The sequence below is a fragment of the Pseudomonas sp. HD6422 genome (genome assembly GCF_025377065.1).
Classification (GTDB): domain Bacteria; phylum Pseudomonadota; class Gammaproteobacteria; order Pseudomonadales; family Pseudomonadaceae; genus Aquipseudomonas; species Aquipseudomonas putida_U.
On sequence record NZ_JAHWIW010000002.1, the window covers coordinates 221,471 to 235,143 of the forward strand.

The 13,673-nt window shown below is 63.6% G+C and carries 12 protein-coding genes; 3 read left to right on the forward strand and 9 right to left on the reverse strand.

What is annotated here, in order from left to right; all coding sequences use genetic code 11:
- Position 1: 1 nt before the first annotated feature.
- Both pfkB and KY379_RS02175 read left to right on the forward strand, forming a co-directional pair.
- Positions 2–949: a 1-phosphofructokinase gene (gene pfkB / locus KY379_RS02170; protein WP_133332099.1), complete on the forward strand. Its 948-nt coding sequence runs from the start codon at positions 2–4 to the stop codon at positions 947–949.
- Positions 946–2,688, forward strand: coding sequence for a PTS fructose-like transporter subunit IIB (locus KY379_RS02175; protein ID WP_261240814.1), 1,743 nt, complete (start codon positions 946–948; stop codon positions 2,686–2,688). Before pfkB ends, KY379_RS02175 begins: the two co-directional genes overlap by 4 nt.
- A gap of 49 nt (positions 2,689–2,737) precedes the next feature.
- Here KY379_RS02175 and KY379_RS02180 read toward each other — a convergent pair whose 3' ends face one another.
- Positions 2,738–2,959 carry a DUF3820 family protein gene (locus KY379_RS02180; protein WP_133332097.1) on the reverse strand — a complete coding sequence of 74 codons (222 nt, stop codon included), beginning with the start codon at positions 2,957–2,959 and terminating at the stop codon, positions 2,738–2,740.
- A 199-nt stretch (positions 2,960–3,158) separates the two neighbouring features.
- On the opposite strand from KY379_RS02180, the gene KY379_RS02185 reads away from it, so the two are divergent.
- Positions 3,159–3,635, forward strand: a complete 477-nt coding sequence (locus tag KY379_RS02185) for a ferritin-like domain-containing protein (protein WP_133332096.1) — start codon at positions 3,159–3,161, stop codon at positions 3,633–3,635.
- Here KY379_RS02185 and KY379_RS02190 read toward each other — a convergent pair.
- The 8 genes from KY379_RS02190 to KY379_RS02225 all read right to left on the reverse strand — a co-directional run bounded on the left by KY379_RS02190 (position 3,632) and on the right by KY379_RS02225 (position 13,633).
- On the reverse strand, positions 3,632–5,125 hold the full coding sequence (locus KY379_RS02190; RefSeq protein ID WP_261240812.1) for a sensor domain-containing diguanylate cyclase: 1,494 nt from the start codon (positions 5,123–5,125) through the stop codon (positions 3,632–3,634). The genes KY379_RS02185 and KY379_RS02190 overlap by 4 nt on opposite strands.
- A gap of 230 nt (positions 5,126–5,355) precedes the next feature.
- Positions 5,356–6,693 (reverse strand): OprD family porin, encoded by a 1,338-nt coding sequence (locus tag KY379_RS02195; protein WP_261240811.1) that lies wholly within the window; start codon positions 6,691–6,693, stop codon positions 5,356–5,358.
- 194 nt (positions 6,694–6,887) lie between these two features.
- Positions 6,888–7,109 carry a hypothetical protein gene (locus KY379_RS02200; RefSeq protein ID WP_133332093.1) on the reverse strand — a complete coding sequence of 74 codons (222 nt, stop codon included), beginning with the start codon at positions 7,107–7,109 and terminating at the stop codon, positions 6,888–6,890.
- Between the two features lie 184 nt (positions 7,110–7,293).
- Positions 7,294–7,617, reverse strand: coding sequence for a hypothetical protein (locus KY379_RS02205; protein ID WP_196171898.1), 324 nt, complete (start codon positions 7,615–7,617; stop codon positions 7,294–7,296).
- Positions 7,618–7,750: 133 nt separating this feature from the next.
- Positions 7,751–8,650: a chemotaxis protein gene (locus KY379_RS02210; protein WP_133332091.1), complete on the reverse strand. Its 900-nt coding sequence runs from the start codon at positions 8,648–8,650 to the stop codon at positions 7,751–7,753.
- Positions 8,651–8,850: 200 nt separating this feature from the next.
- Positions 8,851–10,032: an HlyD family type I secretion periplasmic adaptor subunit gene (locus tag KY379_RS02215; RefSeq protein WP_261240810.1), complete on the reverse strand. Its 1,182-nt coding sequence runs from the start codon at positions 10,030–10,032 to the stop codon at positions 8,851–8,853.
- Positions 10,029–12,197 carry a type I secretion system permease/ATPase gene (locus KY379_RS02220; protein ID WP_261240809.1) on the reverse strand — a complete coding sequence of 723 codons (2,169 nt, stop codon included), beginning with the start codon at positions 12,195–12,197 and terminating at the stop codon, positions 10,029–10,031. Before KY379_RS02220 ends, KY379_RS02215 begins: the two co-directional genes overlap by 4 nt.
- Positions 12,194–13,633: a TolC family outer membrane protein gene (locus tag KY379_RS02225; RefSeq protein WP_133332088.1), complete on the reverse strand. Its 1,440-nt coding sequence runs from the start codon at positions 13,631–13,633 to the stop codon at positions 12,194–12,196. The genes KY379_RS02220 and KY379_RS02225 overlap by 4 nt, the downstream gene beginning before the upstream one ends.
- Positions 13,634–13,673: the final 40 nt, after the last annotated feature.

Below are 13,673 nucleotides of genomic sequence, written 5' to 3' on the forward strand. Positions count from 1 at the left end.
CATGGCCAAGATTCTCACCCTGACCCTCAACCCGGCGCTGGATATCACCATCGGCCTGGACACCCTGCGCGCTGGGGCGGTCAACCGTGCCCTGGCCCAGCACAGCCATGCCGCCGGCAAGGGCCTGAACGTCGCCCAGGTGCTGGCCGACCTGGGGCACAGCGTCACCGTCGCGGGCTTTCTCGGCCAGGACAATCTGCAACCGTTCGAAGACTTGATCGCCTGGCGCGGTTTCGCCGATTGCTTCGTGCGAGTGCCCGGCGAGAGCCGCAGCAACATCAAGCTGGTCGAGGCCGATGGGCGGGTCACCGATATCAATGGCCCGGGACCGGAAGTCGACGAAGCCGCGTGCAGTGCGCTGATGCGGCGGTTGCTGCAGGTGGCGCCCGGGCATGCGGCGGTGGTGGTGGCCGGCAGTCTGCCTCGCGGCATCAGTGCGCAGTGGTTCGGCCAGTTGCTCGCTCAACTCAAGGGCCTGGGCCTCAAGGTCGCCCTCGACAGCAGCGGCCAGGCGCTGAAAGCCGGGCTCGACAGCGTGCCTTGGCTGGTCAAGCCCAATACCGAGGAGCTGGGCGATCTGCTCGGCGTGCAGGTGCATGGCCCGGCGGAGCAGCGCGGTGCGGCCGAGCAGTTGCTGGCCCAGGGCATCGAGCATGTGGTGGTGTCCGATGGCGAGAAAGGCGTGTGCTGGTTTGCCGCCGACCTTGCCCTGCAGGCCTTGCCGCCCCGGGTGCAGGTCGCCAGCACCGTGGGAGCGGGCGACTCGCTTGTGGCAGGCATGGTCCATGGCCTGTTGCAGGCCGAGCCTGCGGCACAGACCTTGCGCCGGGCCACGGCGATCGCCGCGCAGGCGGTCAGCCAGGTCGGCTTCGGCATCCGTGACCGCGAGCAACTGGCCCGCTTCGAAACCCAGGTGCGCCTGACAGAACAACAAGAGGGTTGCCGATGAACATCGCCATCGTTACCGCCTGCCCCAACGGTCAGGTGTCCAGTATTCTCAGTGCCCGTCTGCTGGCAGCGGCAGCGCAGCGACGTGGATGGCGGACCTGTGTCGAAGTGCAGGATGCCGAGCATCCCGAGCGCCAGTTGAGCGCGACGCAGATCGCCGATGCCGACTGGGTGTTGGTGGTCGGCACCGGCCCGGTGGCACTGGATCGCTTCGTTGGCAAGCGCGTCTATCAGAGCACACCGGCCCAGGCACTGGCCGACCGCGAAGGTTTTCTCGACGAGGCCGCGCAGGGCGCGACGTTGCTCGAGGCGGTGCCGGCCCAGGCACAAGAGCCACTGCCCGAGGCCCGGACACGCATCGTCGCGGTCACGGCTTGCCCCACGGGGGTCGCGCACACCTTCATGGCCGCCGAGGCCCTGCAGCAAGCGGCCCAACAATTGGGTTACACCTTGAACGTCGAGACTCAGGGTTCGGTCGGCGCACGCAATCCGCTGTCGGCCCAGGCCATCGATGAGGCCGATGTGGTGCTGCTCGCCGCCGACATCGAGGTACCCACCGCCCGTTTCGCCGGCAAGCGCATCTACCGCTGCGGCACCGGCATTGCCCTCAAACAGCCCGGCGCGACCCTGGACAAGGCCTTGCGCGAGGCCAAGCCGGAAAGCGCCAACGATGCCGCTGACGCGCCTGGCTCCGCCCAGGCCGAGAAAACCGGGGTGTACAAGCATCTGCTGACCGGCGTGTCGTTCATGTTGCCGATGGTGGTGGCCGGTGGCTTGCTGATCGCGTTGTCGTTCGTGTTCGGCATCGAGGCTTACAAGGAGCCGAACACCTTGCCCGCGGCATTGATGCAGATCGGTGGAGAGGCGGCGTTCAAACTGATGGTGCCGCTGCTGGCGGGCTATATCGCCTGGTCGATCGCCGACCGCCCAGGCCTCGCGCCGGGGATGATCGGTGGACTGTTGGCCAGCACCTTGGGCGCAGGTTTCATCGGCGGTATCGTCGCCGGCTTCCTGGCCGGTTACAGCGCCAAAGCGATTGCCCGTTGGGTGCGACTGCCGAGCAGCCTGGAGGCACTGAAACCGATCCTCATCATTCCGCTGCTTGCCAGCCTGTTCACCGGGCTGGTGATGATCTACGTGGTCGGTCAGCCGGTGGCGGCGATGCTGGTCGGGTTGACGCATTTCCTCGACAGCATGGGCACCACCAACGCCATCCTTCTCGGCCTGTTGCTGGGCGGGATGATGTGCGTCGACCTGGGCGGTCCGATCAACAAGGCTGCCTACGCCTTCTCGGTCGGCCTGCTGGCGTCATCCAGCTATGCGCCGATGGCCGCTACCATGGCTGCTGGCATGGTGCCGCCAATCGGCTTGGGCATCGCCACCTTCCTGGCTCGGCGCAAGTTCGCCCAGAGCGAGCGTGAGGCGGGTAAGGCGGCCCTGGCGCTGGGTCTGTGCTTTATTTCCGAAGGGGCTATCCCGTTTGCCGCCAAGGACCCGCTGCGGGTGATTCCGGCGAGCATCGCTGGCGGCGCATTGACCGGGGCATTGTCGATGTACTTCGGCTGCAAGCTGATGGCGCCCCATGGCGGCCTGTTCGTGTTGCTCATTCCCAACGCGATCAACCACGCGCTGTTGTACCTGTTGGCGATCGTTGCCGGTAGTCTGGTGACAGCGGTGGTGTACGCGTTGATCAAGAAAGGGGAGCAGGTGGAGTTAGCGGTGGCACCGGTCAAGGGCTGAAACGATCGACTGCCTTCTATGGCCTCTTCGCGGGCTGCCCGCGAAGATATCAGCGCTGATGTTTCTGGCGTAAGGGTATCAGCAGGTCGGCCAGGCCGTTGTGGTCGACCTCGTGCATCAATGCCAACAACCCGCCCAATTCACCTTTCGGAAATCCCTTACGGGCGAACCAGGCGAGATAGTCGCCGGGCAAATCGGCGATGACTCGACCCTGGTACTTGCCAAAGGGCATGCTCCGGGTGACCAGCAGTTCCAACATCTCGGGTTTCATCGGCGGGCCTGGTGAAGGAAAAAGCCGACCATACTGCAAACTGCACGAGCACCCAAGCGGCGATCATGCAGAACGCCGCTTGGGTAGCCTCCGTAGTTTTATATAACTCTTTGTTTTTCAAGAATTTTATTCTTTGTCTGGATTTGGCATGGCAACTGCAATTCTCCTGGTGACTATCACCTGCCTAGGAGTGCAAGCCATGAGCAACCCCAACCAAGACGTGATCGATGTACTGAACGATCTGATCGAGTACAGCAAGGACGGCGAGAAGGGTTTCAAGGAGTCGGCCGATGACGTCAAGAATCCTGAATTGAAAGCTTTCTTCGTGCAGCGTGCCGGTGAATGCGCCAATGCGGCCGCCGAACTGCAGAGCGAAGTCCGTCGCCTGGGTGGCGACCCGGAAACCTCGACCAGTGTTAGCGGTGACCTGCATCGTGGCTGGGTCAACCTTAAGTCGATGGTAACCGGCAAAAGCGAGGAGGCCGTGCTCAACGAAGTGGAACGTGGCGAGGACCATGCGCTGAAAGCCTACAAGGAAGCGCGGGAAAAGCTGGTCAAGCACGGTCGCACTGCTACCGATGATGCCTATGCCTTGGTCGAGCGGCAGTTACAGGGCGTGCAGCGCAACCATGACCAGGTCAAGGCCTTGCGCGACGCCGCCCGCGCCCGCTCCTAAGCGGTGGGCCCCTCTACCCGGTTACGGCCTTTGGCCTTGGCCCGGTAGGCCGCTTCGTCCGCGGCACCCAGTACGCTCGCCAGATCGTCCTGGGTGCCAGGTCTGTATAACCCGATGCCGATGCTCACTGTCACCGAGTGAGTGTCTTCACCCAAGGGCGCCAAGGCCGCGACGCTGGCGCGGATCCGCTCAGCAAGCAGCTGAGCACCGGCCAGATCGGTTTCCGGCAACACCACCTGAAACTCCTCACCTCCGTAGCGAGCCGCCAGATCGGCAGGCCGGCGAATGCAGCGCTCGATGGTCTTGGCCACCTCGCGCAGTGCATGGTCACCCCCCGCATGGCCGTGACGTTGGTTGAAAGCCTTGAAATGATCCACATCCACCATCAGTACCGCCAGCGGCTGGCGGTTGCGTTGGGCGCGTGCCCATTCCTGGCGTAGCACCTGGTCGAGGCGTCGCCGGTTAGACAGGCCGGTGAGACTGTCAGTGGCGGCGAGGGTCGCCAGGCCTTGCTCGGCCAGTTGGCGGCGGCGCAGTTCACGGCCCAGCAGCAGCGTCAGCCAGAGGATGCCAATGCACAGCAGGCCGGTAGCCACCCCGACCAACAGGGCCGTGCGCCGCCAGGGCTGGAACACTTCGTCTCGGGCATGCACTACCAATACGATCAATGGCAGGTTGCCGACCTGGGCGAAGGTATACATGCGCTGCTCTCCGAACAATCCTGATTGCGCGGAGAAGCTGCCGGAGTGCTGGCTGAGGATACGTTTGAAGTTGGGATATGCGGCGAAATTGGACCCTAGCGGCGGATCTTGTGGGCGCATGGGTTGCCGGGCAAGCAACTGGCCGTCGGTGTTGAGCAGGTTGACGCTGCTGTTTTCGCCGATTTCCAGGCGCTGGAACAGTTTGCTGAAGTAGGACAGCCGCAAGGCGCCGACTGCCACGCCAGCGAATCGGCCGTCAGCATCATCGATGCGTCGGCTGAAGCTGATACTCCACGCTTGGTTGGCCAACTGGGATTTGAACGGTGGGCCGACCAGCAGACCGAGGCCGGCATTGTGCAAATGCGCCTGGAACACGCTGCTGTCGGTGAGGTTGAGCGAGGGGGCGTCGGTGCGGGTGGAGTCGCCGACCACGTTGCCTTGTTTATCGACCCAGAGCACGTCGCCACGCTTGCGGTCGATGGCGTGGTTGAACAGCAGGTGCTGGCGCAGCACCTCGGGCATTTCCCGCAGTTCCTTGCGGCTCACCGCCCAGACCAGCTCCTGTAGAGAGTGGTCGTAGAGTTCGACGTTACGCAGGATGTCGCTCTCGATGAGCTGGACGATGTTGTTCGACGAGCGCACGGCCGACTGTTCGACGTTCACCCGTTCGCGCATCAGCAGATAACCGACGATGGCCACGATAGCGAGCACGGCGAGGCAACTGCCCACGGTAAGGATCAGCTCCGGGTGCGACCTGTAGACGGCGAAACGCGATGATCGGATGAGCATGCTCGCTAATGCGGTGGCAGGGCCTGATGCAGCGCGCGACATTTTAGGGAAGCGGGGTTTGTCTAACAAGCTCGGAAGGGGGTATCCGATGAAGTGGCGTCGCTTTTAGGGAGGTGGCGGTGGTTCCGGGTGGTTATCTGGCGTTCTACGCTGGTGCACCCATCGAGCGCCGCCTGCGCGGCGTTCGATGGGTGAGGCGCTGTAGCGCTCCAGGGCGGCAAAAATGGGGCTTAGAAGATGTTCAGCGGATAGTCGACGATCACCCGCAGCTCGTCGTTGTCCTTGCTCGCGTCGGCAGCCCAGTACCCTTGGCCGCCGCGATGGGTGGCGTAGCGCAGCTGCACCGACAGGTCCTTCAGCTCGCCTTCCTGGAACACGTACTTGACGTCCAGGTCGCGTTCCCAGTGCGTAGCATTCTTGCCATTGGCATTGTAGTAATAGTTGTAGTGCTGGTTGTCCTGATCAACCTTGCTCAGGTCGGCTTCACCGCGCGAGTACGACAGCGACGACGTCAGGCCAGGAATGCCGAGTCCGGCGAAGTTGTAGTCGTACTGCAGTTTCCACGAGCGCTCGTTCGGGGCGTTGAAGTCCGAATACATGCGCGAGTTGTCCAGGTACACGCTGTCGCCCTGGTTGATGTAGTCGAACGGCGTATCGCCGTTGACCCGCTGGTAGGCGGCAGTGACGCTGTGATAGCCGGCGTTGACGGTGAAGTGAACGCTGTAGGTGTTGTTGACGATCTTGCCGAGCAGCGCCTGGCCGGTGTCCTGGGTGTGATAGAAGTGCACGCCCGGGTTGAGGCTGACCCTGTCGTTGACCACGTAGGTGTAGTCGAAGTCGGCGTAGTACTGGTTCCAGATGTCCTTGAGCTCGGACGCGTACAGGTTGGCGGTGATGTTCTCGGTGCCGCTCCACGACAGGCCTGCCCAGTTCAGGTGCTTGCTCTTGGCATTGTCGTCCAGCAGGCCGTAGAAGGTGTCGATGCGGCGGTGGCCGCTCTGGTTGTACGGCTTGGTGAAACTGACCTGGCCACCTTCGAGCAGCAGGCCGTCGACGCTGGTGTTGGTCAGGCTGAAGCCGCGGAAGGTCTGCGGCAGCATGCGCGTCTCGCCGCCGGCGATCACTGGATTGGTGAGAAACAGGTCGCCGGCCTTGAGTTCAGTGTCGAAGGCCTTGATCTTGAGCGCCGCACCAGCAGTGGAGAATGAGTGAGGGGCGGCGCCCAGTTCATCCTCGTTCTTCTGGTGGATCGGCAGGATGCTGCTGCCTGCATGGCCGCCGCCGCCGTCGAGTTTCAATCCCAGCATGGCATGGGCGTCGAGGCCAAAGCCTACAGTGCCTGGGGTGTAACCCGACTCGAAGCGCAGGACCGCGCCTTGGCCCCATTCGCGCATGTCGTGCTTGCCAGTGTTGTGGTTGTCGCGGTTGAAGTAAGCGTTACGCAGATGCAGGTTCAGCGAAGAACCCTCGATGAAGCCCTCTGCTGGGACTTCATCTGCCTGAGCGGTGCAAGGAATAGTTGCGGATAATGCAAGGAAAAGCGGGGTGAAACGAAACGCGGAAGGCACCGGTACTAGCTCCTTTGGTCTGACGGTGTGACAGCTCTTATTTTTGAATGTGCAACTTTCTTGTTAGCAATGAGACGCTCGGAGCGCACATAAAAAAAGCCGCTGATCGGCAGCGGCTTTAAAAGGCTAACATAGGGACACCGAGGGTGCCCATGCGCTAGCGGAGGGAAAACGCAAACGCGGGTCGGCCACGCTCAGCCGTCGAGATTAGCATCTTGGCTGGTTTTAGAGGCTGTCTGTTGCGGGGCTTTTACGGCAGGTGCCTGTTGTGCGACGGCTTCACGGGCTTGTTGGTGAACCGCAGCGAGCTCGGCATTGCGGGCAACGAAAGCCGGGGATTCTTCGGCCATGGCCAGGGGCGACAACAACAGGGAAGACAGAATGAAAACGCTGGCAACACCCATACTGTTGGACATTTGTTACTTACCTTCTTGCGATGCAAGTGCTATGAGGACAGGGACTAAGTTAATCGCTCCCAGCCCGGGGAAACAGCACCCGGCGCGATAAGCACTATTGCGCAAAAGGTAACTATAACGCGGCGAACGACCGCAAAAGCGCGGGATTGTCCCGTGCTAGAGCCTCTGGCGATGGTTTGCCGAACTATGACTTGCTGACGTCGACCTTGAGGTCCCACTCGCTGACCGCGGCCACATTCTTCTCGCGGTCGTACAGGCACAGCTCGGTGCCTCGCTTGCCGTTCATGTGTTTCTGAGGGTACATCCCCTCGATCAGCAATGCGCTGATGCCGACCTGGTCGTCGAAGTCGGCGAAGGTGCTGAGGACGTAGGCGCCTTTGAGTTGGCTGGCCTTGAGGCAAGCATCGATCACTGTCTTGCGATAGTCGGCCCAGGCTTGGTTGCTGGACGCTTGAGCGAGGCCACTGAACAACGCACAGGAAATCAGGAGAGAACTAAGAAACTTCATACGCGATTCCGGCAAAAGGCATGCGAGGGGCGCGAATTATGCCCGAGACACCCCTGGCCCTGAGCCAGGGAGTTTGTCGCTGAATATAACAGCGGCTCGGCAGGTGCCTCACCTGTCAATTATGACAGGGTAGTCAACGCTCGCTGAACACCACGGCGCGGGCGGCCACCACCAGGCAATCGGTGAGTTCCGGCGATGAAAACTTGGTGAGAATGGCATTGGCCCCGGCCTGCCTGGCCTTCTCGCCGCTCATGGTGCTGTCCAGCGAGGTATGCAGCAGCACGTACAGGTGCTGGAAATCCGGGGTTTCACGCAGGGTGCGGGTGAACGCGAAACCATCCATTTCCGACATTTCGATATCGGAGACGACGATATTGATTTCCTGGGCGGTGCCTTGCAGTTCCAGCAGTACGTTGATCGCGTCCTTGGCACTGCGGGCGGTGTGGCAGTCGATGCCGAGGTTGCGCAACGTGTGCACCGATTGCTGCAAGGCGACCTGGCTGTCATCGACCACCAGGATATTGGCGGCAGCCAGAAGGCTGGCATCTTCTTCTCCGAGCGCACCGGGGTGGGCTTCAGGAGGGGGCGGGGTAATGGCGTGGATGACCTTTTCGATGTCCAGTACCTGCACCAGGGTGTTGTCCACCCGGGTCACGCCGGTGATGAACGAGCGGCTGCCGGAGCCGAACGGTGGCGGTTTGATGTCGGTGCTCAGGCAATGAACGATGCGGCTCACGGCCTGGACGTGCAAACCCTGGCGTGAGCGGCTGATCTCGGTGACGATCAGGCAACCGCCGTCCGGATCGGCCAGCGGGCGTTCGCCAATGGCGCGTGACAGGTCGATCACCGATAGCGAGTTACCGCGCAGGGTGGCCACGCCCTTGACGTGCGGATGTGCTTCCGGCAGCCGGGTCAGAGGCGGGCAAGGGATGATTTCGCTCACCTTGAGCAGATTGATTGCCATCAGCTTGCCGCTGCGCAATGTGAACAGCAGCAGCGACAGAGAGTCTGCGCGGGCATTTTGCGTGGGCATGGTGACCTTCGTGGGAGTCGGGGAATAACGGGTTATCGGCCTGGATCGGGTGGGCTTTAGGCTTGTGCGCGGGGTGTGTGCGGGGTGTGCGCTGGGGAGTTGTGGGGGGGCAGATATCGAGCGCCGCCCGCGCGGCGCTCGATATCCGCACCCCCACAACTCGCCCGCCGAGCGCCATGCCTCCCAACCCACCCCATCCGCTACCGCTCGCGCAGCGCCTCCCTGGCCCGGTTCAATGGCTTGATCAGGTAATCAAGAATGGTCTTCTCGCCAGTACGGATATCTACCGTGGCGACCATCCCTGGGACGATCGAAAAGCGTTTGCCGGCCTTGTTCTGCAGGCTGTCCTGTTCGGTGCGGATGAACACTCGGTAGTAGATTTCCGGCTTCACTTCGTCCTGCAGGGTATCGGGCGAGATCCCCACCACCTTGCCATCCAGACCACCGTACACCGAATAGTCGTAGGCACTGATCTTCACCTTGGCCGCCTGATCGGGATGGATGAAGGCGATGTCGCGGGGGGCGATGCGGGTTTCGATCAGCAGGCGCTCGTCCATCGGTACGATCTTCATCACCTGGCCACCGGGTTGCACCACCCCGCCCAGGGTGTTGACCTCGATGTCCTTGACGATGCCGCGCACTGGCGAGCGCAGGGTCAAGCGCGTCAGCGAATCGCTGCGCCCGCGGATCACCTCGGCCAGACTGTCGGCCTCGGCACTGGCTTTGGCCAGGTCTTCGCGGGCGCGCACCATGTAGTCGGAGCGGGCTTCGTTGGCCTTGAGCTCCAACTCCGAGCGTTGGCGGTTCAGGCGGATCACCTCGACCCGGCTCGAAGCTCCCATCTTGGCCAGGTTCTCGGTGATCTGCAGCTCGCTGCGCACCAGCCGCAACGAGTCCTCGATGCCGGCAAGGGTCTGTTCCAAGCCGCGACGACGAGTCTGGTACAGGGCGGTTTCGGTCTCGATCAGCTCGGGTGAATCGCGCAGGCTGTCGGGAAAGCTCAGCGGCTTGCCGGTAACTTCGGCGCGCAGGCGCGCCACACTGGCCGTGGCAGCGCGATACTTTGCCTCGCTTTCGCCCACGCTGGAGGCGGTCTTGGTCGGATCGAGCTGGGCGAGGACCTGGCCGCGCTCGACCAGGTCGCCCTCGGCCACGTTCATCTCGGCGACGATGCCGCCTTCGAACGACTGGATCACCTGTTCGCGGGAACTGGGTATCACCTTGCCGGTGCCGGTGGACACCTCGGTCACCTCGAACCAGGCGGCCCAGCCCAGAAATGCGGCGAGCATGACAGCGCAGATGCTGATGATGCGACCGGCGCGCAACACCGCCTGGTCGTCCTGGCCATCGAGATACGAGGCGGGTAGTTCGTGGTTGCTCATGCCTGGCCTCCTTGCAGCTTGGCCAACGCGGCATCGCGCAGGTCATCGACGACGATGCGCCCACCATCGAGCACGATGATCCGGTCCACCCGTTGCAACACGCTGAGGCGATGGGTGGCGATCACCAGGGTCCGTCCCTGGCAGAAGCGTTCGAGGTTATCGAGCAGCTTGCGCTCGGTCATGTCGTCCAGCGACGCGGTGGGCTCGTCCAGCAGCAGCACCTGCGGTTGGCGGACCAGCAGACGTGACAGCACCAGGGCCTGACGCTGTCCGCCGGACAAGCCCAGGCCACCTTCGAGGATCAGATGGTCCATGCCTTTGGGCAGGCGCCGCACGAAGTCCAGGGCACCGGTAGCGGCCAACGCTGCGACCAGTTCCTGATCGCTGGCCTGGCCAGCTCCAAGGGTGAGGTTTTCCCGCAAGGTGCCATGGAACAGACGGGCATATTGCGGTAGCAGGCCGACGTCGCGGCGCAGGTCGGCTGGGTCGAGGTGGGCCAGGGCGATACCGTCCAGGGTGACTTCACCTTCCACCAGGTCCATGGCGCCGCCCAGGGCTTGCAACAGGGTCGACTTGCCGGCGCCGTTGCGCCCCAGCACGGCGATGCGTTCGCCCGGCTTGATGTCCAGTTGGCCGATGTTCAGCACCGGCGAGGTTTCTTCGCTGTAGCGGAAATTGGCCTGGCGCAGCGCATACTCGCCACGAATCGCCGGCAGGTGCACACGGGCCTCGCCCTCGGGATGATCGACCGGTGACTGCATGAGCTTGTCCAGCCCTTGCAAGGCTACCTTGGCCTGTTGCCAACGGGTCAGCACGTGGGTCAGCTGCGCCAGCGGCGCCATCATCCGTGACGACAGCATAGAGGCGGCTACCAGGCTACCGGTGGTCAGATCACCGGCGATGACCATCGGCGCGCCAATCACGATCACCACGGCGAACACTGCCCCCTGGACGTTCTGGGTCCAGGTCACCAAGCCGTTGGTGAGGGTGCGAAGGCGCAGGTTGGTGTGTGCGCAGGCCGCGTTGTACTGGTTCCACTGGCGCTCGAAACGCGCTTCGGCCTGCAGCGCCTTGATTTCGTCCAGGCCCTGGATGCTCTCCACCAACATGGCGTTGCGCAGCGCCGACTCGCGCATCGACGCGTTGGCCAGGCGCGCCAGGCGCCGCTGCGCCAGCAGCCCAGGCAGGATCATGGCCAGCAACGCCACGACCGGGATCAGGACCAGCACCCCACCGATCAGCCAGAATACGAACAGGAACAACAGGAAGAACGGCAGGTCGGCCAGGGCCGTGGCGGTGCTCGAAGTGATCAGGTCGCGGATCGACTCCAGCTCGCGCAATTGCGAGATGAACGAGCCCGTGGACTTCGGACGCACCGAGTTGCGCAGGCGCAGGGCATGGCCATAGACCAGGTCGGAGACGCGCAGGTCGGCACGTTTGCCGAGCAGATCGGTGACCTTCAGGCGCAGCAGGCGCATGCTGAAGTCGAACACCAACGCCAGCACCACGCCACCGAACAGCACGTACAGGGTCGGCAGCGACTCGGCGGGAATCACCCGATCGTAGACCTGCATTGAAAACAGCACGCCAGCCAGGGCCAGCACGTTGGCCACCAAGGATGCGACCATCACCTGGCCATAGGGGCGCAGATCGCGCAACACGATGCGGGCGAACCAATGGCGGTCGTAGGGCGCGGTGTAGTCGTCGGTGCGCACGTCGCGCAGCGGGCGTGCCGGACGCATCAACGCCACGCGCACGATACGTCCTTCCAGTGCCTGGCGAGGCAGGCGCGAGGTCAGGCCCTGGTCGCCGGCGAAGACCACGGCCAGTTCGTTTTCTTCGGTGACTGCCTCGACGCTGGCCAGCTGTCCATCGTCCAGCTCCAATACCAGCGGCGTGCGCCATTGGCGCAGCGCTTTGGCCTCATAGCGCACGAAGCGCAGGGTGAGGCCGGCCTGGCGGGCCATGTGCCGAAGGATTTCGTCCAATGGACGGGCGTCCTCGACTGCGGCCAGGCGGATACGCTGGGGCGACACATCGAGGCGGTAGTGGTGAGCGACCTGCAGCATCACTTCCAGCCACGGCCCGAGATCGGGACGTTCGGCCAGCAGGTGCTCGGCGCTCGGCGCCTGTGCGGCCTGGGCCAGTTTGACGGTATCGTTCATGGCTCGATCTCCACACCTTGCAGGTTGCGCCCTTCGAGCCCGAAGGCGGTGCGCAGGGCCCCGGTGTTGTAAAGGCAGTCGACATCCAGGCGCAGCAGGTCGGAACGCGTGCCGGCGAGGTCGAAGCGGGACTGGTAGATTTCCTGTTCGGCGTTGAGCAGGTCGAGCAGCGGCCGGGTGCCCAGGTCAAGGTATTGCCGGCCATAGAGTACGCGGGCTTCCTGGATGCTCACCTGGCGCGCTTCCAGCGAGCGCAGGCGTCGCCCGAGGCCGGAGGTCTGCGCCATGGCCTCGGCCAAGCCGCGTCGCGCCTGCAGGCGAGCGGCATCTTCGGCGGAGTCGGCGCTGCTCAGGGCATGGCCGGCGGCCCGCGCTCGGGCATTGATGGCGCCACCCTGGTAGATCGGCACCTCCAGATTCAGATAGATACCGGCCTGGGTACGATCGAGGCGGCGGTTGTCGCGATCATAGTCGTTGTCCAGGTAATGGTTGACCTGCGGCTGCAGCGACAGGGTGGGGTAGGCCTCGGCCTTGGCCTGGGCCAGTTCGGCCTTGGACTGGGCGCGCTGGGCAAGGGCCATGAGCACGGCCGGCAGGCGGTCGTCGCCGGCGGCCGGACGTTTGCAGGCGCCGCCCAGCTCCGGTGGGGCTTCCTCGGCCAGGGCCGGAGGGGTGACCCGCCCAAGCAGGGCCGCCAGGGTCGAGCGCCAGCGTTCGTACTGCGCCTGGTACTCTTCCAGAGTGGCGCGTGCGGCTTCGACGCGGGACTCGGCCTGGACCCTGTCGCTGCGAGTGCTGGCGCCCATGTCGCTGCGCTGCCGGGCCATGCCGGCGATCTCGCCGACGCCACGGATCTGCTCGCGAGCGATCACCATCAGCTGTTCGTAGCGCCGGGTTTCGATCCAGGCGTAGGCGGTATCGCGGGCCAGTTCGTCGATCACCAGCAGAATGTTGGCCTGGGCCCGGGCAGCAGCGGCACGTGCAGCATCCACCGCACTGTCGACTTTGCCGAAATCATAGAGCATCTGTTTGAGCGACAGATTCAGCGCCTGGCTGCCGCGGTCACTGCCGTTGCCGGTGTCGTAGCCGGCACGCAGGCCGCCACTCAACTGCGGATAATAGCCAGCGCGGGCGACGGTGATGCCTTCGCCTTGCTTGTAGAGATTGCCGATGGCTTCGGCAACGCTCGGGTGCCACTGCGCGGCGGCAAGCACCGCCTCGGCCAGACCCAGGCGGTCACCATGGTCGGCGGCCTGTCCTGAGGGTGGACGGGCCGGGACGGCATCGGGCGCGTCGCGTAGCAGCGAAGGCCCGATGGTGCGCAGTTGTGGGTCGATGTCATCATCTGCCGTTGCCGGCAGGCTCAAGGTGGAACTGAGGGCCAGGAGCCCGCAGGCTCCCAGCAACAGCGGTGACAGCGGATTGCTTCGCTTCACATCATTCCCTTACTGCTGTGCTTCCCTGCCGCCGGGCCTG

Coding starts and splice junctions, on each gene's coding strand:
- pfkB (WP_133332099.1), top strand. CDS start 2: ATGGCCAAGATTCTCACCCTGACCCTCAACCCGGCGCTGGATATCACC.
- KY379_RS02200 (WP_133332093.1), bottom strand. CDS start 7,109: ATGTCCAACAGTATGGGTGTTGCCAGCGTTTTCATTCTGTCTTCCCTG.
- KY379_RS02210 (WP_133332091.1), bottom strand. CDS start 8,650: ATGCCCACGCAAAATGCCCGCGCAGACTCTCTGTCGCTGCTGCTGTTC.
- KY379_RS02180 (WP_133332097.1), bottom strand. CDS start 2,959: ATGAAACCCGAGATGTTGGAACTGCTGGTCACCCGGAGCATGCCCTTT.
- KY379_RS02205 (WP_196171898.1), bottom strand. CDS start 7,617: ATGAAGTTTCTTAGTTCTCTCCTGATTTCCTGTGCGTTGTTCAGTGGC.
- KY379_RS02215 (WP_261240810.1), bottom strand. CDS start 10,032: ATGAGCAACCACGAACTACCCGCCTCGTATCTCGATGGCCAGGACGAC.
- KY379_RS02175 (WP_261240814.1), top strand. CDS start 946: ATGAACATCGCCATCGTTACCGCCTGCCCCAACGGTCAGGTGTCCAGT.
- KY379_RS02220 (WP_261240809.1), bottom strand. CDS start 12,197: ATGAACGATACCGTCAAACTGGCCCAGGCCGCACAGGCGCCGAGCGCC.
- KY379_RS02185 (WP_133332096.1), top strand. CDS start 3,159: ATGAGCAACCCCAACCAAGACGTGATCGATGTACTGAACGATCTGATC.
- KY379_RS02190 (WP_261240812.1), bottom strand. CDS start 5,125: ATGCTCATCCGATCATCGCGTTTCGCCGTCTACAGGTCGCACCCGGAG.